26 protein-coding genes and 1 riboswitch are annotated in these 25,031 nt (G+C 37.3%); of the genes, 16 read left to right on the top strand and 10 right to left on the bottom strand.

The window, feature by feature from the left end; all coding sequences use genetic code 11:
* Positions 1-43: 43 nt before the first annotated feature.
* The 4 genes from KO513_RS18230 to KO513_RS18215 all read left to right on the top strand — a co-directional run bounded on the left by KO513_RS18230 (position 44) and on the right by KO513_RS18215 (position 4,690).
* Positions 44-493 (top strand): FKBP-type peptidyl-prolyl cis-trans isomerase, encoded by a 450-nt coding sequence (locus tag KO513_RS18230; protein WP_215914631.1) that lies wholly within the window; start codon positions 44-46, stop codon positions 491-493.
* 87 nt (positions 494-580) lie between these two features.
* Positions 581-808, top strand: a riboswitch (cobalamin riboswitch).
* 31 nt (positions 809-839) lie between these two features.
* Positions 840-2,684, top strand: a complete 1,845-nt coding sequence (locus tag KO513_RS18225; RefSeq protein WP_215914630.1) for a TonB-dependent receptor plug domain-containing protein — start codon at positions 840-842, stop codon at positions 2,682-2,684.
* A 15-nt stretch (positions 2,685-2,699) separates the two neighbouring features.
* Complete coding sequence (locus KO513_RS18220; RefSeq protein WP_252735951.1) at positions 2,700-3,758, top strand: YncE family protein; 1,059 nt, start codon at positions 2,700-2,702, stop codon at positions 3,756-3,758.
* Positions 3,759-3,763: 5 nt separating this feature from the next.
* Positions 3,764-4,690, top strand: coding sequence for an ABC transporter substrate-binding protein (locus KO513_RS18215; RefSeq protein WP_215914628.1), 927 nt, complete (start codon positions 3,764-3,766; stop codon positions 4,688-4,690).
* Between the two features lie 110 nt (positions 4,691-4,800).
* On the opposite strand, the gene KO513_RS18210 is transcribed toward KO513_RS18215, so the two are convergent.
* The 3 genes from KO513_RS18210 to KO513_RS18200 form a co-directional block, all read right to left on the bottom strand.
* A complete protein-coding gene (locus KO513_RS18210) occupies positions 4,801-5,262 on the bottom strand; it encodes a hypothetical protein (protein ID WP_215914627.1) in 462 nt (153 codons plus the stop codon).
* A gap of 586 nt (positions 5,263-5,848) precedes the next feature.
* Positions 5,849-7,336 carry a S41 family peptidase gene (locus KO513_RS18205; protein ID WP_215914626.1) on the bottom strand — a complete coding sequence of 496 codons (1,488 nt, stop codon included), beginning with the start codon at positions 7,334-7,336 and terminating at the stop codon, positions 5,849-5,851.
* Positions 7,337-7,419: 83 nt separating this feature from the next.
* A complete protein-coding gene (locus KO513_RS18200) occupies positions 7,420-8,934 on the bottom strand; it encodes a S41 family peptidase (protein ID WP_215914625.1) in 1,515 nt (504 codons plus the stop codon).
* A 235-nt stretch (positions 8,935-9,169) separates the two neighbouring features.
* On the opposite strand from KO513_RS18200, the gene KO513_RS18195 reads away from it, so the two are divergent.
* The 6 genes from KO513_RS18195 to KO513_RS18170 all read left to right on the top strand — a co-directional run bounded on the left by KO513_RS18195 (position 9,170) and on the right by KO513_RS18170 (position 12,828).
* On the top strand, positions 9,170-9,679 hold the full coding sequence (locus KO513_RS18195) for an RNA polymerase sigma factor (protein ID WP_215914624.1): 510 nt from the start codon (positions 9,170-9,172) through the stop codon (positions 9,677-9,679).
* Positions 9,666-10,115, top strand: coding sequence for a hypothetical protein (locus KO513_RS18190; RefSeq protein ID WP_215914623.1), 450 nt, complete (start codon positions 9,666-9,668; stop codon positions 10,113-10,115). Before KO513_RS18195 ends, KO513_RS18190 begins: the two co-directional genes overlap by 14 nt.
* A gap of 16 nt (positions 10,116-10,131) precedes the next feature.
* Positions 10,132-10,674 carry a DUF4252 domain-containing protein gene (locus KO513_RS18185; protein ID WP_215914622.1) on the top strand — a complete coding sequence of 181 codons (543 nt, stop codon included), beginning with the start codon at positions 10,132-10,134 and terminating at the stop codon, positions 10,672-10,674.
* Between the two features lie 58 nt (positions 10,675-10,732).
* Positions 10,733-11,278, top strand: coding sequence for a DUF4252 domain-containing protein (locus KO513_RS18180; RefSeq protein ID WP_215438987.1), 546 nt, complete (start codon positions 10,733-10,735; stop codon positions 11,276-11,278).
* Positions 11,279-11,332: 54 nt separating this feature from the next.
* Positions 11,333-11,869 carry a DUF4252 domain-containing protein gene (locus KO513_RS18175; RefSeq protein ID WP_215914621.1) on the top strand — a complete coding sequence of 179 codons (537 nt, stop codon included), beginning with the start codon at positions 11,333-11,335 and terminating at the stop codon, positions 11,867-11,869.
* A gap of 143 nt (positions 11,870-12,012) precedes the next feature.
* Positions 12,013-12,828: a mechanosensitive ion channel family protein gene (locus tag KO513_RS18170; protein ID WP_215438989.1), complete on the top strand. Its 816-nt coding sequence runs from the start codon at positions 12,013-12,015 to the stop codon at positions 12,826-12,828.
* Between the two features lie 82 nt (positions 12,829-12,910).
* On the opposite strand, the gene purB is transcribed toward KO513_RS18170, so the two are convergent.
* The 3 genes from purB to KO513_RS18155 all read right to left on the bottom strand — a co-directional run bounded on the left by purB (position 12,911) and on the right by KO513_RS18155 (position 15,651).
* A complete protein-coding gene (purB, locus tag KO513_RS18165) occupies positions 12,911-14,254 on the bottom strand; it encodes an adenylosuccinate lyase (protein WP_215914620.1) in 1,344 nt (447 codons plus the stop codon).
* 125 nt (positions 14,255-14,379) lie between these two features.
* The gene (locus KO513_RS18160) at positions 14,380-14,946 is read right to left on the bottom strand and encodes an adenylosuccinate lyase (protein ID WP_215914619.1); all 567 of its coding nucleotides are present in this window, start codon (positions 14,944-14,946) and stop codon (positions 14,380-14,382) included.
* 12 nt (positions 14,947-14,958) lie between these two features.
* On the bottom strand, positions 14,959-15,651 hold the full coding sequence (locus KO513_RS18155) for an SIR2 family NAD-dependent protein deacylase (RefSeq protein WP_215914618.1): 693 nt from the start codon (positions 15,649-15,651) through the stop codon (positions 14,959-14,961).
* A 35-nt stretch (positions 15,652-15,686) separates the two neighbouring features.
* On the opposite strand from KO513_RS18155, the gene KO513_RS18150 reads away from it, so the two are divergent.
* Positions 15,687-16,358, top strand: coding sequence for a TrmH family RNA methyltransferase (locus KO513_RS18150; RefSeq protein WP_215914617.1), 672 nt, complete (start codon positions 15,687-15,689; stop codon positions 16,356-16,358).
* A gap of 101 nt (positions 16,359-16,459) precedes the next feature.
* On the top strand, positions 16,460-16,987 hold the full coding sequence (locus KO513_RS18145; protein WP_215438994.1) for an SRPBCC family protein: 528 nt from the start codon (positions 16,460-16,462) through the stop codon (positions 16,985-16,987).
* Between the two features lie 65 nt (positions 16,988-17,052).
* Here KO513_RS18145 and KO513_RS18140 read toward each other — a convergent pair whose 3' ends face one another.
* From KO513_RS18140 to KO513_RS18125, 4 genes are all read right to left on the bottom strand, one after another.
* Positions 17,053-18,768, bottom strand: coding sequence for an alpha-amylase family glycosyl hydrolase (locus KO513_RS18140; RefSeq protein WP_215914616.1), 1,716 nt, complete (start codon positions 18,766-18,768; stop codon positions 17,053-17,055).
* A gap of 50 nt (positions 18,769-18,818) precedes the next feature.
* Entirely contained in the window at positions 18,819-19,595 is a 777-nt protein-coding gene (locus KO513_RS18135; protein ID WP_215438996.1) for a carboxypeptidase-like regulatory domain-containing protein, read from the bottom strand.
* Between the two features lie 102 nt (positions 19,596-19,697).
* Positions 19,698-21,482 (bottom strand): DEAD/DEAH box helicase, encoded by a 1,785-nt coding sequence (locus KO513_RS18130; RefSeq protein WP_215438997.1) that lies wholly within the window; start codon positions 21,480-21,482, stop codon positions 19,698-19,700.
* 140 nt (positions 21,483-21,622) lie between these two features.
* Entirely contained in the window at positions 21,623-22,192 is a 570-nt protein-coding gene (locus tag KO513_RS18125; protein ID WP_215914615.1) for a non-canonical purine NTP diphosphatase, read from the bottom strand.
* 87 nt (positions 22,193-22,279) lie between these two features.
* Between KO513_RS18125 and KO513_RS18120 the strand changes: the two genes are divergently transcribed.
* From KO513_RS18120 to KO513_RS18105, 4 genes are all read left to right on the top strand, one after another.
* Positions 22,280-22,732, top strand: coding sequence for a methyltransferase family protein (locus KO513_RS18120; protein ID WP_215438999.1), 453 nt, complete (start codon positions 22,280-22,282; stop codon positions 22,730-22,732).
* Between the two features lie 82 nt (positions 22,733-22,814).
* Positions 22,815-23,423 carry a SatD family protein gene (locus tag KO513_RS18115; protein WP_215439000.1) on the top strand — a complete coding sequence of 203 codons (609 nt, stop codon included), beginning with the start codon at positions 22,815-22,817 and terminating at the stop codon, positions 23,421-23,423.
* Positions 23,424-24,122, top strand: a complete 699-nt coding sequence (locus tag KO513_RS18110) for a DUF3307 domain-containing protein (protein WP_215914614.1) — start codon at positions 23,424-23,426, stop codon at positions 24,120-24,122.
* Complete coding sequence (locus KO513_RS18105; RefSeq protein ID WP_252735949.1) at positions 24,109-24,909, top strand: alpha/beta fold hydrolase; 801 nt, start codon at positions 24,109-24,111, stop codon at positions 24,907-24,909. The genes KO513_RS18110 and KO513_RS18105 overlap by 14 nt, the downstream gene beginning before the upstream one ends.
* Positions 24,910-25,031 lie beyond the last annotated feature (122 nt).

The raw sequence follows: 25,031 nt of genomic DNA, 5'->3' as shown, positions 1-25,031 counted from the left end.
GCCTGTTAATAGTTCATTATATTTGATGCTTAAAAAAATTGTAATGAAGAAAATTTTATTTGTTTTAGCCTTAGTTGTATTTGGCTCGTGTAGTGATGATGAAAAAGTAGATTATGTAGCCAAGAATGAAGAGGAGATAAAGGAATATATTGCGGCAAATGGTTTAAATGCCACTAGGAGCGATAGTGGACTCTATTATGTAGTTGAAGAAGAAGGTACGGGAGAACGACCAAATTTTAATTCGGATGTTACTGTGGCGTATAAAGGTTACTTTACGGACAAAGAAGTTTTTGATGAAAGTAGTGCGGAAGGTGTTTCTTTTAACCTAAGGCAGGTAATTGCTGGGTGGACAGAAGGAATCACCTATTTTAAAGAAGGAGGAAACGGTATTCTTTTGGTACCTGCGGCTTTGGGTTATGGAAACTCTGATAACCGTGGTATTCCTGGGGGTTCCGTACTTATTTTTGAGGTTAAGCTTTTAGCCACTAATTAAGACGTTTTTGTAAAAAGCACATCTATTTTGTTCTATATCGTTTGAGAACGGACTTTTTTTAGGGTTGTAATTTTGAACGAATTGATTACCTTCGCCGCGAATTTTGGTTCGATACGGTAGCATATACTTTGTCGATTAAAAGGGAATCCGGTTAAAATCCGGAACTGTTCCCGCAACTGTATGTTCTTACCAAGAATTTCTTGGTGCCTCTTAATGAGGGTGTTGTTTTCTTCTACACCACTGTCCGTTTAAATGGATGGGAAGGTAAAATAACATGGAACAAGTCAGGAGACCTGCCAATTTCATAACCTTAAACAAGACTTTCGGGTAAAAGGTCTTTAACGGTATGAGAGATTATAAGCCATTTTTGATTATTCATATTTTATTATGCACTATCCTTTGTAATGCCCAACAGGAAAGCATAACTGTTTTGGATGAGGTCATTCTTACAGATGTTCGACTTTTGCATTTTTCAAATGGAAAAGTAGACATCCTAAATGACTCTGTAGTAGACCGTAACGGTAGTTCCTTAACGGACCTGTTACAATTTAATTCTAATGTGTATTTGAAAGAAAATGGATTAGGAATGATTTCTTCTCCATCTTTTCGTGGAACTAACGCATCACAGACGGCGGTCATCTGGAATGGTGTCAATATTAACTCACAACTTACTGGACAAACCGATTTTAATACAATTATACCAAGAAATTACGGGTCAGTAAGTGTTAGAAGTGGGGGTGGGAGTGTGCAATTTGGTAGTGGAGCAATTGGGGGTAGTATACACTTGAACGACTTGTTTAGATTCTATAAACATTCTGAACATGAGTTGCTTTTTAGTTACGGAAGCTTTGATACAAGGAATTTTAACTATCATACTTCTATTGGAGACGCGAAAACCACAGTGGGTTTTGGAGTAGGCTATCTTGAATCAGAAAATAATTATAAATATTTGGGAACAGACCAAAGAAATGAAAATGGAGCCTTTAATAATGTCAATGTCAATACAAACATAGGGTACCAAATAACTGATGGGCAATTACTAAAGTACTACCACAATACTTTTATTGGCGATCGTGACTTTTCTGGCACTATCACCGCACCTTCAAATTCTAACTATCGGGATTACAATTCCCGTAACCTTTTGGAATGGAGTAGCTTTAATGCAAAACGTATTCACCGGGTTAAGCTTGGTTATCTGTATGAAAAGTACAAATACTATGATAACAAGGAAAGAGAAGACTTTTCCTTTGGAAATACAAATACGTTTTTGGTCAATTATGATTATAAAATTAATTTTAAAAATGTTGTCCTTAATGGAATTGCCGATTATAATCATATTGAAGCAAAAGGGACTTCTATTGAAAATGGCAAGAGAGAAACACTTGCTGCAACCCTTTTATTTAAGCACGATTTAGGTGATAGAATTACCTATGGAGCTAACTTGAGAAAAGAATTTATAAGTGACTACAAAAGCCCATTAATTTACTCATTAAACGCTAGATATTCTTTTAGTCCTCAACACGCTGTTTATTTTAATGCTTCAAAAAATTATAGGGTTCCTACATTCAATGAAGTTTATTGGATTTTAGGTGGGGGGGCTGGTGGAAACCCGGATATTAGGCCGGAATCTTCTTTACAGGCAGACATTGGGCAGACCTTTAAAAAAGAGAGTTATACCTTTCAATGGGCTGCTTTTTATATTGATTCAGAGGACCTAATACAATGGAGACCTAACAATATGGGAATTTGGTCTCCGGTCAATATCAAAGACGCATTAAACTATGGTCTAGAAGTTTCTTTGATATTCTCGCAAAATTGGGGGAATCATGATGTTAATTGGGACAATAGTTACGCGCACACTAAGGCGGTAGATTCAGAGACAGATAAAACTTTAATGTATGTGCCCCAACATAAGGTAACTTCTAGTTTAACGTATGCATATTCGGACTGGCGCTTATTTTACCAATTATTTTTTAATAGTAGCGTATTTAGTACTTCGGATAATTCTGGGTCGTTGCCAGGCTATTCCGTTTCAAACCTAGGGTTTGGAAGAAATTTTAGAATGAAGCGGAAGTTGAATATGGAAGTGTTAATGCAAATAAACAATCTATATAATAAAGAGTATCAAAATGTGGCTTTTAGGCCTATGCCAAATAGAAACATACAATTAAAGTTAAAGTTGAAAATTTAAAAAAACAAAATGAAAATGAAAAAGGTATCAATTTTAGTAGCCATGGCGGCTTTATTTGCAGTTAGTTGTTCTGATGATGACGATGAGGTTATAATGGAAGAGGTGAAGGGAGATTACCAAAATGGAATTTTGATAAGTAATGAAGGTCCGTTTAACAATGGTACTGGAACTGTCACATATATATCAAATGATTCATTGCTTGTTAAAGAGACTATTTTTAAGGCAGAAAACAATGAAGATCTTGGCAACATTGTGCAATCCATAGCTTTTGATGAAGACATGGCATATATTGTAGTTAACAACTCACATAAAATTCATGTGGTCAACCGGTATACGTTTAAAAGTGAAGCGATCATAGAAGACGGACTTTTAAATCCTAGGTACTTTACTGTTGCCAATGGTAAGGGATACGTTACAAACTGGGGTGATACGGCCGATGAAACGGATGATTACGTAGCCATTATTGATTTAGAGTCCAATGTAGTATCAAAATCCATTCCTACCGAGTTAGGACCAGAGGCAATTACTTCCAATGAAGATTTTGTATATGTTGCACATCAAGGGGCTTTTGGCCAGAACAATAAGGTTTCTATCATAGATGTCTCCACTGATGTGGTGTCAACTACGCTCACTGTTGGTGATTTTCCCAATTCTATGCAATGGGATAATGCTGGAAATTTATGGGTGTTAAGTAGTGGAGCTCCAGCATATACTGGAGAAGAGACCAATGGCACACTTGCAAAAATTAACACGTCAGACAATACGTTGGCACAGATTTTAGATTTTGAAACTACAGAGCATCCTGGCGATTTAAGTGTGGAAAATAACACATTATATTTTGGCATGTCTAATGCGGTTTATTCATTTGATTCTGGATCAGAGGCATTGCCAACCGAGGCTCATATAACCAATGTCTCGTTTTATAGTATGACTGTTAATGATGGTAAGCTTTATGGTACAGATGCAAAAGACTATGCTAGTAAAGGAGACTTATATATTTATGATTTAAGTACTAAGGAGTTAATCAGCACCATTGCTGTAGGAATCATTCCAGGAGGTATATATTTTAATTAAACTAAATGCTCAAAGTCTGCTCTTTCATGCCCGCTGTTACGCAAATGCTCTATGATATGGGGCTGCAAGAGCATTTATATGGTATAACGTTTGAATGTCCGCTACAAGCACTAAAGGAGAAAAAGCCCGTAGTACGATGTATATTGGAAGGTAAAAACTATTCCAGTAAAGAGATAGACGTGTTTTTTTCCGAAAGTAAAAAAGAAGGAAAGAAACTCTATTACGTAGATGAAAAAGCACTGGCGGATATTGCTCCCGATGTAATCTTTACACAAGATATGTGCGATGTTTGCCAGATTGATACGGAATGTACCGCCGCGGCCGTTGCAAACCTAGAAAAGCAACCGGAGCTTATTTCAATAAGTCCATCTAGTTTTGACGACGTCTTTGAAAATGCCATTACCATTGCCAAGGCATTGAATAAGGAAGAGGTGGCCTATACGTATTTGTCAAAGTTAAATGAACGAATAGATTATGTGGTAGACCAACTAAGGGCAGCTAAAGTGCGTACAAAAAGAGTGTTGTTGTTGGAGTGGATAGAACCAATTTATAATTGTGGCCATTGGATTCCGCACCAAATAGGTTTTGCCGGTGGGGTGGATATGCTTTCCAATCCATCTGGGAACAGTGGAGTTCTTTCTTGGGACAAGGTAAAGTTGTATGATCCTGAAGTAATGGTCATTGCGCCTTGCGGTTTTAATATGAACAGAACATTAAAGGAAATGTACTTGTTACTATTAAAAGAAGGGTGGACTTCACTGGATGCCGTACAGAAACAACAAGTTTATATTGCGGATTTTGATTTGTTTACGCAATCTTCTGCAGCCACCTTGGTAGATGGAGTAGAGCTGTTGGCGGGATTGTTCCATCCGGAAGCAATTTCTATTCCCTCGCATTTAAAACGTAAGTATCAAAAGTTTTATGAATACTGAAGTTATAATGGATTATTAAAAAAAACGGCCTGTATTCCACAGGCCGTTTTTTAGTTTGTGATTTTACCATCTCATATCAGTAACAAGGTCATCGGTTGAAATTAGCCCCCTTATATTCCATCAGCATTTTTCAATTCTGACTTAAACTCTCCATCTAGCATAAGTACTTGTTCTAAAATACTCTTAAAATCACTGTCTGATGAAGAAATTGGAAGATTGTATTTTACTAAGTCTTCAAACTTATTATTATTCAATGCCGCCAAAGAATCAAATCGGGAAGCAAACGCTGCCAATTCTTCCTTTTTGATTTTGATAGAATAAATACATTCTATTAAACCTTTATTAAAAGATATACTTAAATAAATAATGTAATTATTGATTATCTCTTCCATGTAAAAACACATATCGCTGTTACTATATGACAAACAAGAGTATGTGTTATTTAATTCTCTAATAACATTGATTGAAGGAGTTTTTCCATCTTTGAAACTACTGAAATTATTACATAGGATTATATATTTATCGGAAAATCCTATTTTGTTTATTAGGGGCGTTAAAAATTCATTTTTCATTTCGCAAACTTAGTATTCAGCTAAAAATATGATTTCTATTCCATATTTTTAAAACATTTTAATATGCTCGATCATTTTAGCAACGTTTTATTTAACAATGTAATTTTAAGGTAGTATTGGTCAGATAATGGGGGAATTAATAAGCTTTCTAGAGTTGAGCTTTGCCTCAATTCTATATTTAGTAATTAGTTCGTGCAAATTTTTCTTCACATACCCTCAAGAATGTTGTCGAGATCCGTGGCTTTTCTTGAAATAGTAGTTTCTCCTGAGATATAAGAGTCAAGTCTTTTTCCGTTTGCTCGGATTATTTCTTAAAGTACTCTGCACCTAAACGACCTAACCTATCAAATGTGTTTGAGAATGGTTTTGGTACCTTTGTAGCACATTTGTAAGTGCTCGCAAACAACAAAACCGCATTTAAAAGTAAATCTTCTACTACAACTGAAAGAGAGATTAGTATAAGATTAAGTTCTAGTCGACAGTATTTTGTAGTCCATATAATTTTAGACTTAAAAAACAGAACTTTAGCGGGAGGTTAAATTATTTAATTCTTATGTATCAAGAGTAATTATCTCTTAAAAAATAATCACCAAATAATAGGTGGGTCGGTAACGTACATATTATCCTTTAAAGGGGTAAACATTTTAGAATTGGTCATAGTTTTAATAGGGAATTCTACTTTCTGCACACCTTTTGCAGATGAACCGGTTATAAGTTCTATGGCTTTGGCCAAAAACGGCTCTTGCAAATCACCTAGAACCCCTAAATTGCTAAGGTCTTCTAGTAGCTCAACCTGAGGAGCGAGTCCGCTAGTGAATTCGGAAAAACCTTCCGCATTTTCATTTCTTCCCAGTAAAGGCTGAATGGCCCAATTATTTTTCTTATTTATTTTTCCTACTCGTTCCGGACTATAGATGTAGTTATTGTCCCTATCATCTACCATGGTTACACTGAATTCATTTTTTCCGCGTGTAGTGCCCCCAATTTGAATAACATCCATATAGGGGTCAAGTCCGTTAATAACTAGTTCACTTGCCGAGGCGGTTCCACTAGTGGTCAAAATATAGACCTTATCTAAGTTTAAGGTGTTGATAGCTGTTCCTTTTCCTGTTTTTTCTGTAAAAAACTGTCTCAGTTCAGTATCATTGTCATCTAATATTTTTTGATATTTTTCATTATATATCGCCTTTAGAAAAACATCTTTGGAATTGGTACCGTATATCATGCTAGACAAAAGAACGGCAGTATTTACTGATCCACCAGGGTTATACCTAAGGTCTAGTACAAGGTCTGTAACGTTACTTGCTTTAAAGCGCCCAAATACCCTATTAAGCTCTTCGTCATATTCATTGGTAAAACCTGTATAGACCAAATAGCCAATTTTCTTATCCTGTATCTCTATAATCTCATCTAGAAGAATAGGGTCTTCCATAAGGCCCACTTCTTTGGTTAATTGTATATCCGTACCATTTGGTTCTGCGTTTTCCCCTACAATATCGGCCATATTTAAGGTGTAGGTATCATTATCGCCAAAAAGAAGTGCTATATAGTTTTGGTCGGTAAGGGTAGTACCATTAACACCTGTAAAAAGGTCTCCTCTTTTAATGTTTTTTGTAGACGCATTAGAGTTGGGTACAATGTATTGAACATAGCCATAAAGCTCACTACTGTTCTTATTCTGTCTGGCAAGACCGAACATAAGGCCGTTGCTTTTGGAAATTCCGGCAAGAGATTGGGTAAGTTCTACATAATCATCCGAAAAGAAACTAAAGCGGTCTTTGGAAGACAGTAGCTTATTGTCAAAAAACTTTCCAGGGTCAGATTCAGAAGCTAGAAATGCAGTGTAAGCTTCGGAACCCTCTGGAGTATTAGGAAACTTGGTGTCTGAAAGGTTCTCAACATCGGTTTGCCAGAAATACCAGAAATTCATGGCTTTCCACATAAAATCCTGTATTTCCACTCCTGCATCCGAATCCGGGTCTACTGTGTCAGGAATGGAGAAATCATCACTTTTAGTACAAGAGAAAAATAGAAAAAGTGAAAGGAACAATCCTGTTGTTATACTTTTTTTCATAGCCGCTGATATAAGTTACTCGGGGAAGTTTTAAAGAACACCGTGAATAGAATATCACAACGTAAAAATTATAATCTTATTTTTTAATTTTTTCTTTTTAACGGTTTAAGTAAACCATCCATAACCATTGCGTTCGTTGTCAAAGAGAAAACCCTAGAATTTGAAAAGGGTTTGGGAGCTAATGAAGCGTTCAAATTTTGTTTGGCCGTATTACCCGAAATTACTGATAAGGCCAATGCTAATAACGGCTCATCTTCTTGGCCAAGTACCCCCATATTCTCAAGATCCTCCCTTAATGGGTAATCAGGAATTAATCCACTTTCATAATCTGAAAACCCGTCTGCATTTTCATTTTTACCAAATAAGGGTTGTAGCCCCCACTGGTTGTCAGGGTTGATAAAGTCTTCACGTTCTTCTGAATAGAAATAATTACTTTCACGATCGTCTACCATTGTATTTGAAAATTCGCTCTTACCAACGGTTACGTCTCCAATATGTACAACATCTACATATGGAGCCAGACCGTTCATAACAAGCTCACTGGCGGATGCCGTTCTGTCTGTAGCAATAACAAAGACCCGTTTTAGATTAAGGGTGTTGAGAGGCGTTTTTGAGTCATACGTTACATCCGTAAAATAATCCTCTCCATCTCCAGTTTCAAAAGTGGCCATAATTTTATCATTGTAACGGGCTTTTAAGAAAAGCTTATCCGTTTCTGTACCATATACCGCACTGGCGATTTGTATTGCGGAAGTTACTCTGCCACCACCATTGTATCTAAAATCTAAAATTAATTCTTGAACATTTTGTTCTTTTAGCGTACCAAAAACATCATTTAATTGGTCGTCATATGCGGCTAAAAAACCGTTGTACATTATGTAACCTATTTTTGTGCCGTTCTGCTCTATGATTTTACTCAAATGGATAGGGTTTTCCGCAAAATTCTCAATCTTGGTCAACGCTACCTCTTTACCATTTCCTATAAGGTCATCTTCAGACAAATCTGCCATATTAAGCGTATAACTCGCATTATCACTAAAAAGTAAATCTATATAATTGCTAAGGGTAAGGGCCTGTCCGTTTACACCATTAAAGATGTCCCCTCTTGAAATATCCTTGCTAGATGCATCTGAATCTGGTAAAATATAAGTGACAACACCGTATACATCAATCTCATTTTCTGCAAGATATAATTGAAATTCAAGACCGTTACTACTAGAAATGCCTTGTAACGAATTTACTAGATCTTTATAATTTTCAACAGCACGACTGAATCTGTCTTGGGCGGCACTCTCGCCAACAGCGTCAACATGATCTTTACATAAATCGTTGTAAAAAAAGCGACTAGGGTCATCCTCAGAAGCTAAAAACGAAATATAATCGGGATCCGCCAAGTCTTCAAACTTGTTATCCGAGAGATTTGGAACTTCGGCTTGCCAGAAATAAAAAGAATTCATGACCTGGTACATGAAATTTTGAGCAGGAAAATCAGATGCCGTCTTTACTTCTTCCGGTTCGTCAGGAAAAATATTGTCGTCATTTTTACAACTAGCGAATAGAAGTCCAACAGATAGGAGCGATAAGAAATACTTTTTCATAGTTTTTTTATGAGGCTATAACTACCGAATCAATTACCGTTCCAAAAAATGAGTGATAATATAATGGGGGAGTTTAAATTAAAAGTTCTTAATTAGTATACGTAGATGATTAGTAAAAGGTTGTAGCCTTTACTTACAAAAATGAAATATAAAAAATATTTGTAACATAATTAAGAGTGGTTCGTCTTCATTGTGTAACGTCTTTTAAAGATGTTTAAATAACTATACCAATAGAATGCAACAGGCAGATTTTTTAAAAATTGTTGGTCCTTTTCAGGATAAGCTATTTCGTTTGGCAAAACGGTTATTGGTGTCAAGAGAAGAAGCTGAAGATGCCACACAGGAAATTCTGCTGAAACTTTGGTCCAAAAGCAAGAATATGGGCCAATATAAGAATGTAGAAGCTTTTGCTATGACCATGACCAAAAACTTTTGTTTGGATCGCTTAAAATCCAAACAGGCCGGAAACCTGAAGTTGGTGCATACCAACTATGTAGAAAAAGGTAGTTCATTACAAAAACAAGTTGAAGCAAATGACAGTGTTTCATGGGTAGAAAAAATAATGGAAGATTTGCCGGAACAACAAAAAATGGTATTGCAGTTGCGAGATGTTGAGGAATATGACTATGAAGAGATTGCAAAAATGTTAGAAATGAAACCCACGGCGGTAAGAGTGGCCTTGTCCAGGGCAAGGAAGACCGTAAGGGAGAGATTAATTCAAAAACACAGCTATGGAATTGGATAGAATAGAAAAATTGCTGGAAAAATATTTTGAAGCAGAAACAACAGTGGCAGAAGAAAAAGAGCTACGAGCGTTTTTTTCTAAAGGAGAGGTGCCTGAAAACTTGGAGCAGTATATTCCGCTGTTCAGTTTTACGAGCGGAGCTAAAAAGGAACAACTTTCTAAGGAAATTGTTTTGGAACCTAAGACTACAGGAGGTAACAGAAGTTTGTATAAATGGATGTCAATTGCTGCAGCGGTGGTACTTATGTTTGGGGTGTATTTGGGCAAAACCTATTATGATGAAAAAGAACTAGAGCAGCAACAGGCCCTTTACGCTTATAACGAAACCAAAAAGGCCTTGGATATGCTTAGCCAGAATATGGAGAGAGGCACGGAAAAAATGGGCTACCTAAACGAGTTTGTGGTAGCAAAACAAAAAATTTATAACAAGAAGTAAAATTAAAACCCGAAAAATGAAACAGATATTAATTGTACTAGTGGTAGCAATGTTACCGGTCATAGGCTTTTCACAGTCCCTTTTTGATAAATATGAAGACCTAGATAAGGTAAGTGCGGTAGTAGTAAACCGTAGCATGTTTAATTTATTAAGTAAAATAGATGTTGAGGTAGATGACCCTGAGGCCAAAGATTTTATGGATATTGCCAAGAGTTTAAATAACCTAAAGGTCTTTATTACAGAAGACAAAGCTATTGCGGGCGATATGAAACTATCGGTAGATAAATACCTTAAATCGGCCAAGTTAGAAGAACTTATGCGCGTAAAGGATAAAGATGCCAACGTAAAATTTTACATCCGTAGTGGTAAAGACGATGACCATGTGAGCGAACTTTTGATGTTCGTAACCGGAATGAAATCTGACATAGATGTAAACGGAAGAAAATTTGAAACCGTATTGTTATCCTTAACCGGAGACATAGACTTGAACAAAATAGGTTCATTAACAAAAAAAATGAACTTGCCCGAAGAACTTAATGAGGCAGGTAAGAATAAATAATACAGAAATCATCATCAATCAATAATTAAAATCATCATTAATCTTAAAACGAACAGTCATGAAAAAATTAAGTGTAGTACTAGCATTGGCCCTTTTGCCATTCTTTGGAATTTCGCAGTCCATATTCGATAAGTATGATAATATGAAAAATGTGGGGTCAGTAACCGTGAATAAAAGTATGATAAGGTTAGCAGGTAATATTGCCGCTTTTGATAAGGAAGACCAAGACGCCCAAGATTTTGCGGATATTGCTCAAGGTCTGGATGGTATTAAAGTTTTTATTACCGAAGATGTTAGAATTTCGGAAGACATGGGCAAAACGGTAAAGAAGTATCTAAAATCTTCTAATCTAGAAGAACTCATGAAAGTGAGGGATAAAGATGCCACCGTAAAATTCTATATTAAGCAGGGTAGAGATGAAGACCATGTTAGTGAACTTTTATTATTTGTGTCGGATATTAATAACGATGAACTTGATATGGGCAACAGAAGTTTTGAAAGTGTGTTGGTTTCCTTAACGGGAGATATAGATCTAAATAAGATTGGGGCGCTAACTAGAAAGATGGATTTACCTGAAGAATTAAACGAAGTAGGCGGAAGGTAATACTGGAGTCCCAAATAAACTTTTGTTAAAACTTAATCCTTTAAAAAGAATTATATGAAAAGAATAAATATGATTGTGGCGGTACTGCTTCTGGGTGTACTTGGTGCTTGTAATTCTACACCTAGCCTACAGCAGTATTATGTAACAAATTCAGAGAACCCTAATTTCCTGACCTTAGACTTGCCTGCGGGTCTGTTAAATATCAAGGAAGCAGAATTGTCTCCTGAACAAAAAGAAAGCTTAGGTTCGTTAAAGAAACTAAATGTTCTTGCTTTTAAGAAAACAGAGGCCAACAAGGCAGATTTTCAGAAGGAGAAGGCTATTGTAAAATCTATATTAAACGCTGAAGACTTTACTGAACTCATGAAAATGAATACAGATTTTGGCAAGGCTACCATTAAGTATTTGGGAGATGAAGATGCCATAGATGAGGTAGTGATTTATGGAGATAATGATGATAAGGGCTTTTTAGTGGTCCGGGTTTTAGGAAATAATATGAATCCGGCAAAAATGATTCAGTTTGTTCAAGCGCTTGAAAAATCGGAACTAAAAGAAAGTGAACTGTCTAATTTTGTGGATTTTATGAAATAAAGTACACCTCATATTATATTTTGAAAAAACAAATCAGTTCTTCTGGTTTGTTTTTTTTTGAATAAAATTAAAGTTTTAAGTGACCTTTTAAAATATTGGGTGTCTTACCTAGTATAACGTTAACCAGAAAACTATAAAAGATTATGGAACAAGCAGAAGTATGGATGAGCAAAGGAATTGACTTTGTTGTTGAATACGGTCCAAAAGTATTAGGAGCAATAGTAATTTACATTATTGGTTCATGGATTATCAAAAAAATAATGAACGTTCTTAGTAAAGGAATGGCTCGTAAGAGTTATGATGAATCTTTACAGAAGTTCTTATTGAGTTTGGTAAAATGGGCTCTTACAATTTTCTTGATCATAATGGTCATTTCAAAATTGGGAGTTGAAACAACTAGTTTTGCCGCCATTATTGCAGCAGCAGGTCTTGCTATTGGTCTTGCGTTACAAGGTTCTTTGTCCAATTTTGCGGGTGGCGTATTGCTTATCATATTTAAGCCTTATAAAATTGGGGATTTGGTAGAAGCACAAGGAGTTTTAGGTTCTGTAAAAGAAATTGAAATTTTTACCACAAAACTAGTAACACCCCAGAACAAATTGGCCATTATCCCTAATGGTGCCATGGCAAATGGAAATATCATAAACTATACTGCGGAAGGTAAAATGAGAGTAGATACTACTATTGGAGTAGGGTATGGAGAGGATATTAAAACAGCCAAGGAAGTTTTGCTTAACGTTCTTTTGGCAGACCCAAAGGTTTTAAAGGATCCAGCACCATCTGTAAATGTTTCGGAATTGGCAGATAGCTCGGTTAACTTTGCCGTACGTCCTTTCTGTAAGCCAGAAGATTATTGGGATGTATACTTTGGAACTTTAGAAAACTGTAAAATCGCCCTGGATAAAGCTGGAATTGAAATTCCTTATCCACATCAAGTGGAGATTCAAAAGAAAGGATAATTTTTACATAAACACTAACCATTATCCCCCGAAGAAGGCCGCATTTGCGGCCTTTTTTTCGTTAGGGATATTTTTATAATCCTTAGATACCGGTATAATTACTTGGTGTTATTACTTTTAATTCTTTTTTGATTGCATCCGAAACATTAAGTGTATCAATGAAATCTGCAATTGAATTCTGGTCTATTTTAGCATTGGTACGGGTTAACCCTTTTAAAGCTTCGTATGGGTTAGGGTAACCTTCTCTTCGTAAAATGGTTTGAATAGCTTCGGCAACTACCGCCCAGTTATTTTCAAGGTCTTGTTCAAACTTATCTTTGTTCAATAAAAGCTTGTTCAATCCTTTCAAAGTAGATTGAAAAGCAATAACTGTATGGGCAAATGGCATACCGGCATTTCTAAGTACGGTACTGTCCGTAAGGTCGCGCTGTAATCTTGAAACAGGCAATTTGGCGGATAAGTGTTCAAACAGCGCATTGGCGATACCTATATTACCTTCTGAATTTTCAAAATCTATTGGGTTTACCTTATGTGGCATGGCAGAAGAGCCAACTTCTCCTTTTTTAATTTTTTGTTTGAAATAATCCATGGATACGTAAGTCCAAAAATCACGGTCCAAATCTAGAATAATGGTATTTATTCGTTTTAAAGTATCGAACAAGGCGGCCATGTGGTCATAATGCTCTATTTGTGTAGTAGGAAAAGAATGGTGAAGACCTAATTTCTCCTGAACGAATTTAGTTCCAAAAGCTTTCCAGTCAATAGATGGGTAGGCCACTTTGTGAGCGTTGTAATTACCCGTAGCCCCACCAAATTTAGCCGCACTGGGTATATCGTTCAAAAGGTTGAACTGTTCTTTTAAACGAACCACGAAAACTTCAATTTCTTTGCCCAAGCGCGTAGGAGATGCGGGTTGGCCATGTGTTCTTGCCAGCATGGGTATTTCTGCCCATTCTGTTGCCAATTCTTGAATTTTGTTCAATAGCTTGGTGTACTCGGGTACATATACTTCGTTGGTGGCCTCTTTTATGGAAAGGGGAATTGCCGTATTGTTAATATCTTGGGAAGTAAGTCCAAAATGAATGAACTCCTTATGAGCGGAAAGTCCCAATTTGTCAAAAGCAGCTTTAATGAAATATTCTACTGCTTTTACATCGTGATTGGTCGTTTTCTCAATATCTTTTATTTCCTGTGCATCTACGGTATCAAAATTCTGGTAGATTTCTCTAAGTGCCCCAAATTTGGAATGGTCAAAATCGGCAAGCTGAGGTAGCGGAATTTCGCAAAGAGCTATGAAATATTCAATTTCAACACGTACTCTGTATTTTATAAGGGCTTCTTCCGAGAAAAACGGTGCCAATGGTTCAGTTTTACTTCTGTAGCGCCCATCTATAGGCGAAATAGCGTTCAAAGCGTTTAGCGACATAACGTTGTATAAGGTTGATTTTTGAAAAAAAGCAAAGATACCTTAAGATGGGTAGTTTTAAAAGGTTTTTAAGGTTCTTGTGGTAAAAAGTTGTACCTAAAAAGTTAATAACTCGGTTTTTAGGGCTAATGCTTCTTGAGTTTGGCCAAAGCATGTCTGGCTCTGGCTTTGTATGCGGCACTTCCATCTGCATAACTTTGCTCTAGGACCATTTTTAGTTCAGGGTGTATCCATGGGAATTTGTGCCCTAATAAATAAAGGGAAGTTATTGAATACGCTTTGGCGGCTACTTTATAATCTCCTATCAGCCAATCAAAACAGGCAGTGGTTATTTGTTCTAGTTGGTCTTCCGTCAATACTTGCTGCAGTTCATTCTTTTCCTTTGAGAAATAAGCCATGGTCAGGAATTCGCAAATCTTGGCAACTGGTCTAATGGCAGAATCAAAACGCACTCTGCTTAGGTTAGCGGTGAAAACATCTAGATGTGGGTAAATAAATGGTAAGTTTTCTTTTGCCGTAAACTCCAGTACCCAGCATGCTCTATTGGAAATAGGGTCATCAACGGTAAAAGCAATTTGCAAAAGAGCTTCCACCAATTGTGGGTTTTTACTAATAAAATCGGCCATTTCTGCCCGTTTTTCACGGGAGTGATTCACATAGTCCAGTGCTTTGTATAGTTCCTCTTGTGTCATTATAGCTTTATTCTAAGCCTGTTTCAGGAGTTCGTCAACTAAATTAGGGACACCTTCTACGGCTGTTTTTGCAATAACGGTCAGGTTGTTATAAAGGTTTTTGGAAACGTTAGGGTTGGGGTCTATAAAATATATGGGCACGTTTTCCTGGGCGTAATCAATTAAGCTTGCTGCAGGATAGACTTGCATAGAGGTACCTATAATTATGACAATATCCGCGTTTTGAGTCGCCAAAGCGGCCTCTTCGAGTAAAGGTACCGCTTCCCCGAACCAAACGATATGCGGTCGTAACTGATAGCCTTTTTCACATAGGTCGCCTAAATTTAAATCTGCCTTCCAAGGAAGTACCGTGTTTTCGTTTCCTGTGCTTCTTGCCTTTAGAAGTTCTCCGTGAATATGAATAAGATTGGTGCTGCCCGCCCTTTCATGAAGGTCGTCTACGTTCTGGGTAACAATGGTAACATCATACGATTTTTCCAACTTAAAAAGTGCCTTGTGTGCTTCGTTGGGGAATACTTCGGGTAATTGTCCTCGTCTTTGATTATAGAAATTAAGCACTAGTTCTGGATTTTTAGCAAAGCCCTGGGGAGATGCCACTTCCATAACATCATGTCCTTCCCATAATCCACCGGCATCCCTAAACGTATTTATGCCGCTTTCCGCACTGATTCCGGCTCCTGTTAAAATGGTAATTTTTTTCTTCATCGTTATAAAAATAGAGTTTTTATTATATTCGATATATGGCAGATGAACAACTTCTTAAATATCTTGAGAATTTTATAACCGAAGAAAGAAAGCAAAGGTTTCTAGATGTACTAAAAGATCGTACAAAATTACTTACCGTAGCCATTGAAGATGTATACCAGATGCACAATACCAGTGCCGTAATCCGTAGTTGTGAAGTGTTCGGTATTCAAGAAGCGCATGTTATAGAGTCTAGGTTTGGTAAAAAATTGGACAGTGAAATAGCTATGGGAGCACAGAAATGGGTAGATGTGCACCGTCATAAAAACACTAGGGACTGTATAGAAAAGCTTAAGAACGAGGGTTATAAAATCATTGCTACAACACCGCATAACGATTCTAATTTGCTTGAGGATTTTAAGATTGAAGGAAAAACGGCCCTGTTGTTCGGGACGGAGCGGAAAGGACTTAGTCAAGAGGCAATTGATATGAGTGACGGGTTTTTAAAAATTCCTATGATGGGCTTTACGGAAAGCTTGAACATATCCGTTTCGGCAGCGATTATTTTACAGCACTTAACGGTGAAAATGCGTGCTACGGATTTGCAATGGGGTTTGACCGAAGAGGAAAAGGCCAAAAAACAGCTGGATTGGACCAAAAAATCTGTACGGAGTATTGATGACGTCTTGAAGCGATACGAAGCCGAAATTAAAAAAGACGGCGCATAAGTTACTAGCTATATTTAAAAAGGAGAATTCAGATTTTTGATTTGTTTAAAATCACGGGAGTTTTTAGTATATTTCTGTAATAACCAACAAATCAATCTATTATGTACACATTACTTTATGTTGTAGTAAGTGTTGTCGTGTTAATTTTTGTATTATCACTAATTGCACCAAAAACCTATAATGTTTTTAGGACGGTGGAGGTGGCCAAGTCCAAACCAGAAGTTTTTCAATATTTAAAATCTTTAAAAAAGATGGATGAGTGGTCTCCATGGGCAAAAAAAGACCCGAATATGGAGAAGCGCTTTACCGGTACTGATGGAGAAGTAGGTTGTACCAGTTATTGGAACGGCAACAAAGAAGTAGGGGAAGGAGAACAGGAAATTAAGAATATTATAGATGGAGAACGCATAGAATCTGAACTTCGGTTTTTGAAACCTTTTAAATCGACGTCTGATTGTTATCTTCAGGTAGACGATGCGAGTAACGGAAATACTAAGGTAACTTGGGGCTTTTCAGGAAAGCATAAGTTTCCTATGAATATTATGATGCTCTTTATGAGCATGGATAAGGCTGTAGGAAAGGATTTTGAAGCAGGTTTGGCCAGTTTAAAGGAAAACTTGGAAAAGTAAATTTGGTGTAAAATAAAAAAGAGCCCTTCGTTTTAAAGGGCTCTTTTTATTGTGTTTATTCTCTTTTATTCTTTCAGTTCCAAAAGAGCAATATCATAATCATTTTCTAAGATTACTTTACCGTTTGCAACCACTACTTCTGTTTCTGAATAGGTGTCGTAAAGTGTTGTTCCATCACCAAAGAAGCCTTTTACCCAAAGCGATTTTTTCCCTTTTGGTAAATCTAGCCCAACAACTACTTTGTCTTTGTAGTCACCGTCTACGTAGCTTCGGCTAAAAACATAAGGCGTTTTCCCCAGTCTTTTATGTCTTCCTGCGCCAACTGCCAAATGGTTTCTTCTAAAAGTACCCAGTTTTTTCCAGTGCTGTAGTATTTCTTGAGTCCTTGGTAAGCTATCAAGTTCGTCCCAATTCATAAAGGAGCGTAGTGTGGCGTCTCCTTGTACGGGGTTATCTTCGGTAGCTTTAATGGTTAGATCTCGGGCCGTTTCATCTCCGTAATAGATTTGTGATGCACCAGGCGTAAGCAACAGTATGTTTGCGGCTTTAAATGGGTTTGTTCTCTCGGCATCAAAAGGGTGACCATCATCATGGGAGGTTAGGTAGTTTACCACACTTTTTCCGGAAAGCTGCGAGTGCAGTATTTTATTATACTTGCGAAAAATAGATTCGTAGTCTTTTTTGGCATCTTCCTTTAGTTCAAAATTGATGAGACTTTTAAATCCATGGGCAAAATAATCTACTTTTTTATCGCCAAAATCGTATTCCCTACCACCGGAAATACCATAATTGTACACTTCGCCCACCATGTAGAACGGCTGGTCATCAAGTACCTTTTCAGGGTGCATCTTTTTCCAATTTTCAAAGGCGTGGGAAGCTTCTTTATAAAGTTCGGACCATGCATTTTCGTTAACATGTTTTACCGTGTCTACTCTAAAACCATCTATTCCAAGATTGTTTACATAATCCGTAAGCCATTTTATGATATAGTATCTTGGAGCTCTTGGGTAACCGGTACGTTCAAAGAAAAGCTGAAGTTCATCTAGTTCCTGACTTAAACGTCCTTCCTCTTTCCATTTGGCCAATAGGGCATCAGGCAGTTCTACGGCTTCATTGGATTCTGTTTTAACGTCAGGTAAGTTATCTACAAGGGTACACTCTACGGTAGTTTGGTAGGAACTGAAATCACAAGTAGGCTTAGTCCTAATCCATTCTTCAGGCCATGCTTCATCTATCTCCGTAACAGGTCCGGTGTGGTTCAGTACCACATCCATTAAAACTCTAATTCCGTTTTTATGGGCGGTTTTAACCATGATTTCCAAATCTTTTCGGGTCCCAAAATTAGGATCTAAAGCGGTCCAATCCTTTGCCCAATAACCATGATAACCATAGGTACTTCCCGTACCTTCATCTGTATTACCGTGAATTTGTTCTATGACGGGCGTAAACCAAATGGCGTTGATACCTAAGTCTGAGAAATAACCCTCCTCTATTTTTTGGGTGATACCTTGAATATCTCCTCCCATAAAACCTCTTAAAGGCCCAGTGGGTTGGGTTCTTTCAAAATTTACATCGTTTTCAGGGTTGCCATTATTGAACCTATCCGTTAGTAGAAAGTAAATATTGGCTGCATCCCATATAAAGGGCAGTTTTTTTTTGGGTTCGATAGTTTTGGAAACAGTATCGGTTTTAATTGATACTTCTTCTATAAGATTCTTTCGCTTTTCTTTGCAGGCGATAAGAAGGGAGAAAATAACAACCGCAGAGAGCAGTCTTTTCATAAGTAGTCTATTTTCCCTAAAGCTATAAAATGCTGTGGAAAATAGAAAATTTATTTTTTACGATTTAATACTTTAAAATCTTCGTAACAACTGCTTATAGCATCTAGAATTTGCAGGTCGTTGGCAGTTCTTATAAAGGACTTGGAGTAATTACAATTGTTTAGAATATCTTGAATGTCCAGTTTCTCTATCTGAAGTAGTTCCGTTAAGACTTCACGGTCAAACTTTGAAGCCAAAAGATCTCGTATCTGATCATCTTCTTTTATTTTGCGTAGCTTTTTCATCTGGTTGGGCTGTTTTCCAAAGAGATTACGCAATAAATCTGCGGGATTTAAAATGGCGCCCAACACTTTGGTAACGGCGCTTGGGTTTTTATTACCGCCTTCATAACCTACTGAAAGTCCTGAAATACTATATTGGTACGCATTATTTATAGGAGCGTTCTTAACGTCTATTTCAAGATAGCCGGTGAGTTGATACGGTTTAACGATCACCTCTTCCAATGCATAGGCCAGTTCCGTTAAGGCAATTTTAGTGTCCTTGAATTTAAACATGTCATTGGTAACCCTGATTTTTTGTGATTTGAAACCTAAAAAAGAAAAATAAAGGATATCGTCTACCGATGCCGAAATTGTAAATTCCCCATCTTCTTTGGTAATTGTTCCTTTTACCTTGTTCAAGTTTATAACATGAACATCACCCATAACCGCATCGGTTTGGGCATTAACAACTATGGCTTTTATTTCTTTTTCTTCTAAAACTTCTTCCTCTTGAGCAAATGAAAAGGTTGAGATAAATAGTAGAATAATTATTAAGAGTGGTTTCATTACTTTAAGCATACAGGTTTAAAAGTACTAAACAAAACAAAAAAATACGCCGAAGCGTATTTTTTAATATACAATTAACTTTAAAAATAAGTTTCTTGAGGTCTAGAAGAAATCGCTTCTACTTTTTGAGCTTCTTCTTTTTCCGGAATGACTTGGCTTTCCTTTAGAAGAGTTTCTGCTTCTTGAGCGGCCACCACGATCGTTGTCACGATCTCTTTTTCTGCCACCGCCGCTTCTGCTTCTGCCACGACCACCGCCGCCACTTCCGCCAGGGTTTTTGGATACTTCTACGTTTATAAACCTACCTTCAAGTTTAAAGTCCGTGAAAAACGAAAGAATTTTATCTGTATGTTCAGCTTCGGTATTAAAGAATGAAAAAGAATCTTTAGTATCAACCTTGTAAACATCCTCTTTGCCTAAATCCAATGTGTCGCGCAAGAAATCTTTTAAGGACATCCAATCGTAACCATCTTTTTCTCCAACGTTTATGAAGTAACGTACAGAACCGTTTGAAGGTACGTGTGCGTTTCTTTCTCCTCTATCTCTGTCGCGACCACGGTCATCAGAAGTGTTCATGTCTTTCGTCTTATTGTAATAATTCGAAAAACGGGTAAACTCTACGGATACTATTTTTTTAATAAGCTCATCTCTGTCCAGACCTTCTAATACATCGTTAATGGCAGGAAGATAGTTTTCTACATCTGCATTAATTTCTGTTTCTTTGATTTTGTTGGCCAAGTGATATAGTTGAATCTCACAGATTTCTATTCCGGTCGGAATTTTCTTGGAGATGAAATCTTGCTGTATCTTTTTCTCTATAGCGTGAATCTTACGCATCTCACTTCTGGTAACGATAACCATTGAAATACCTGATTTCCCAGCTCTACCAGTACGACCGCTACGGTGGGTGTAGGTTTCAATTTCATCTGGAAGCTGGTAATTGATAACATGCGTAATGTCATCAACATCAATACCACGTGCCGCTACATCTGTAGCAACAAGCATTTGTATTTGCTTTTTACGGAAAGAGTTCATAACCAAATCTCTCTGGTTTTGACTTAAATCTCCATGTAAAGCACCTGCGTTGTAACCGTCTTCAATTAGCTTTTCAGCTACACGTTGTGTGTCTCTTTTTGTTCTACAGAAAACTACCGAGAAAATATCAGGGTTGGCATCTGCAAGTCTTTTAAGGGCAGGGTATCTATCTCTACCTCCAACTACATAATATTCGTGCTGTACGTTTGAAGTTCCAGCATTTTTAGCTCCCACGGTAATTTCCATAGGGCTGTGCATGAACTTTTTAGCTATAGTAGCTACTTCTCTTGGCATAGTAGCCGAAAACAACCACGTAGATTTGTCCTTGGGAGTATTTGAAAGGATGTCCTTTATATCTTCAAAGAAGCCCATGTTAAGCATTTCATCTGCTTCATCTAGAACGCAGTAGTCTATTTTGCTTATATCTACCAGGCCACGGCTGATCATATCTTTCATTCGCCCAGGAGTTGCTACAACTATCTGTGCGCCACGTTTGATCTGTCTTGCTTGTTCCGTAATACTTGCTCCCCCGTAAATGGCAACGGTATTGAGGCCTTTTACATATTTAGAATAAGCTTGCATTTCATTTGTAATCTGCAAACAAAGTTCACGGGTAGGAGAGAGTACCAAACCTTGGGTAGTTCTGCTATTGTTATCTATTTTCTGAATTAATGGAAAACCAAAAGCAGCAGTTTTACCGGTTCCTGTTTGCGCTAGTGCAACTAGGTCGGTTTCACTTTCCAATAAAATAGGGATTGCTTTTTCTTGTACTTCAGATGGGCTTTCGAATCCCATATCTTTGACAGCGTCCAATATGGACTTGTCTAGCCCTAAGGCTTCAAATTTTGTCATAAAAAAGGTATACTTAATCGCTAATAGGTGTGTTGCATAGAGCGATTATCGTGTATAACCTTAGTACTCAGAGCAACACCTGCCATACCGGCGGCGTTAAAATTAAGGCGCAAAGGTACGTTTTATTATTGAGATAGCCGTTATTGGAGGAAATCTATTAATTTTCTCATGGCTCGGCCCCTGTGGCTAATGGCGTTTTTGGTTTCCAAAGGAAGTTCTGCAAAGGTCTCATTATAACCATTGGGAAGGAAAATAGGGTCGTACCCAAAGCCTTTATCGCCTTTTTTTGCTTCTGTTATTTCCCCTCCTACGATACCGCTAAACTCATATTTTTCATTATTGATATTCAGGGCTATAACGGTCTTAAAGTGTGCAGCGCGATTATTTTTGCTTTTTAGATTCTCTAAAAGCTTATTCATGTTGTCATCAGAATTTTTATCTGTGCCGGCGTATCTGGCGGAATAAACGCCTGGAGCACCATTTAATGAATCTACCAAGAGTCCTGTGTCATCTGCAAAGCATGCAAGGCCGTAGTTTTTGGTAACGTAGTCTGCTTTTATATGGGCGTTTTCTTCCAAAGTAGCCCCTGTTTCCGGAATATCGTCAAAGCAACCAATGTCCGTTAAGGAAACCAATTCTATATGTGGAGGGACGATTTTTTTAACTTCTTCAAGTTTATTTTTGTTATGCGTAGCGAAAACAAGTTTCATATAGACCAATTTTAATATTGTTTTTCCTTGGATGCATTTAGCGGTCTCAAAAGTAGTAATTTTGATATGCTATAAATATTTCTTTCTATGGAATTGAAGATACCTCCAGCAGTTGTTTTCTTGATTTTTGCAGGTCTTATGTATTTGCTTGCTACTTTTTTGCCTTTTGGTTATTTTGATTTTTTTGGTAGATATTATTTGATTTATGGCTTATTGGTGTTTGCCGGGCTTGTAGCTGGTGTTGCTCTTTTTCAGTTTCTTCGCCAGCGAACCACTATAGACCCGACCAAACCTTCTAAAGCGAGTAAATTGGTTGACGGAGGAATTTTTGCCTATTCTAGAAACCCTATGTATTTGGCATTGCTCATATTGTTACTGGCTTTGGGTATTTGGTTAGGGAATGCCTTTAATACGTTATTGGCTGCCGGTTTTGTGGCGTATATGAACAGGTTTCAGATTATTCCTGAAGAAATGGCTCTTTTGGAGCTTTTTGGAAAGGAGTACAAGCAGTACTGTCTAAATGTGCGAAGATGGTTTTGATTATAAGCATTTTGACTTATAAAGAAAAATATTAGTGTTTTAGCTTATATTTTAGTATATTAGCGTTTTAGCTTATATTATTATGGTGGCAATAATAACAGGAGATATTATTAATTCCGAGGGTTACAACTCATCGGAGTGGTTGGGCATTCTTAAGGATTACTTATCCAAACTTGGTAAATCTCCAGTAGATTGGGAGGTTTACAGAGGAGATGAGTTTCAGCTAAAAATAGCAAAGGAAGATGCTTTGCAAGCGGCAATATATATCAAGGCTTTAATGAAGACCGTAAAAGGGCTAGATGTCCGTATGGGTATTGGTTTGGGTAATGAAACGTTTAAGGGGGTGGGGGTTAGTGAGTCTAACGGTCCGGCTTATCATAGATCCGGTAGAACTTTTGAATCACTAAAAGAGGATAAGCTTAATTTAACCATAGCTACGGGCAATGGCTTTTTTGATGACACCTTAAATCTTATGCTTAAGTTGGCCCTGCACTTTATGGATGATTGGAGCACCGTATCGGCAGAAATAATTGTATTGGCGCTAGACAATCCCAATGCTTCACAACGGGAAATCGCCGAAAGGCTAAATATTAAACAATCTGCGGTAAGTCAACGTCAAAAAAGAGCACGTTTAGATTTGGTTCTGGAGTTACTCGGGTACTATTCAAAAACTTTAAAAGATTTAGGTTAGATGGTTCTGTTTACAAAACTTTTATTGGCACATTTAATAGGTGATTTTTTGCTACAACCCAACCGTTGGGTAGTTCATAAGGAAGCTAATAAGGAGAAGTCTAAATACTTGTACGCGCACGTCTTGCTTCACTTTGCCTTGACCATGCTTTTGGTCTGGGATTTTAATTTTTGGAAAGTAGCATTGGTTATTATGGTTTCGCATTATGTTATCGATTTGCTAAAACTATACTTAACTCCAAAATTCCGTCTCAAGAGCATTCCTTTTTTCATAGATCAGGTGCTGCATGTGGCCGTACTGTACTGTTGTGTATACTATGGAAACTTAACGGAGCATACGGTAGCTCTTTTTCAAGGTTTGGATTGGCCGTTGGTAACCGCTCTTGTATTTGTTAGTTCTCCTGCTGCGATTATTATGGGGAAGTTGTTGGAAGCCATGTCCGATAAAATTGAACTAGACCATAAATCTTTGCCCAATGCCGGAAAGTATATTGGAATAATAGAAAGGTTATTTGTTCTTATGTTCATTATTATGGGCAGATGGGAGGCTATAGGGCTTTTGATAGGGGCAAAATCTGTTTTTCGCTTTAACGATTTAAAGGAAAGCAACAACAGGAAACTTACGGAATATATTTTAATAGGAACATTGTTAAGTTTTGGACTTGCTGTAATTACAGGGATTATCTATGTTAATGTATAAGCGTACACTTCGTATTTTTCTTTTGGTGATGCCGTTCATGTTCGTTACCAAATTATCGGCTCAGACCCAATTTTTCAATTCGTTTGATGATACAAAAATAGCCTATACGGATGAAGGTAAAGGAGATGTTGTGTTGTTGGTTCACGGGTTCATAAACACCAAGGAATCGTGGGGAGATACAAGTTTAAAGGCTGACCTATTAGCCGAAGATTTTAGGGTGGTTGCGCTTGATTTAAGGGGTAACGGAGAATCGGACAAACCGCAAACGGAAGATGCATATAGCTTAGATTCAGAAATCATGGATATTATGTTTTTAATGCAGCACCTTAGGCTTAAAAAATATATGGCCGTTGGGTATTCTAGAGGGAGTATTGTGCTTGCCAAACTTTTGTTGAAGGATAAACGGGTAAAAAAAGCGGTATTGGGCGGTATGGGAATAGATTTCACCCATTACCGGTGGCCCCGAAAAATAAAGTTTATGCAGGCATTTAACGGCAGGGTAACGGAAGAGACCCAAGAAGCGGTAGATTATGCTAAATCCGTAAATGCGGATTTTAGGAGTCTGTATTTGCAACAGCGTTTTCAGCCGTACACAAGAAAAAGTCATTTAAGTTATGTGCAGGCCAAAGTTTTGGTCATAGCGGGTAATGAAGATTTGGACAATGGCAGTCCGGAGGAACTACATCAAGCTATTCCCAAAAGCGAATTTGTAATTGTGGACGGAGACCATAACGGAACATATAAAACTCCTGCTTTTTCAAAGGCGATACTCTCTTTTCTGGATTAGCACAGTACGTTTTATCATTCTTATTAAAATGAAAATCCCTATCAAAAAGAACTAGTTTAGTTATAAGGATAACTTTTAGCAACATTAGTCCAATTTGGACAGAAATAATCTTTATTTTTGTT

This window comes from Zobellia sp. B3R18, assembly GCF_018860715.1.
In the GTDB taxonomy this organism is placed as follows: domain Bacteria; phylum Bacteroidota; class Bacteroidia; order Flavobacteriales; family Flavobacteriaceae; genus Zobellia; species Zobellia russellii.
Note: the sequence above shows the minus strand (reverse complement) of the source record. Positions and strands in the feature narration are given on the sequence as shown.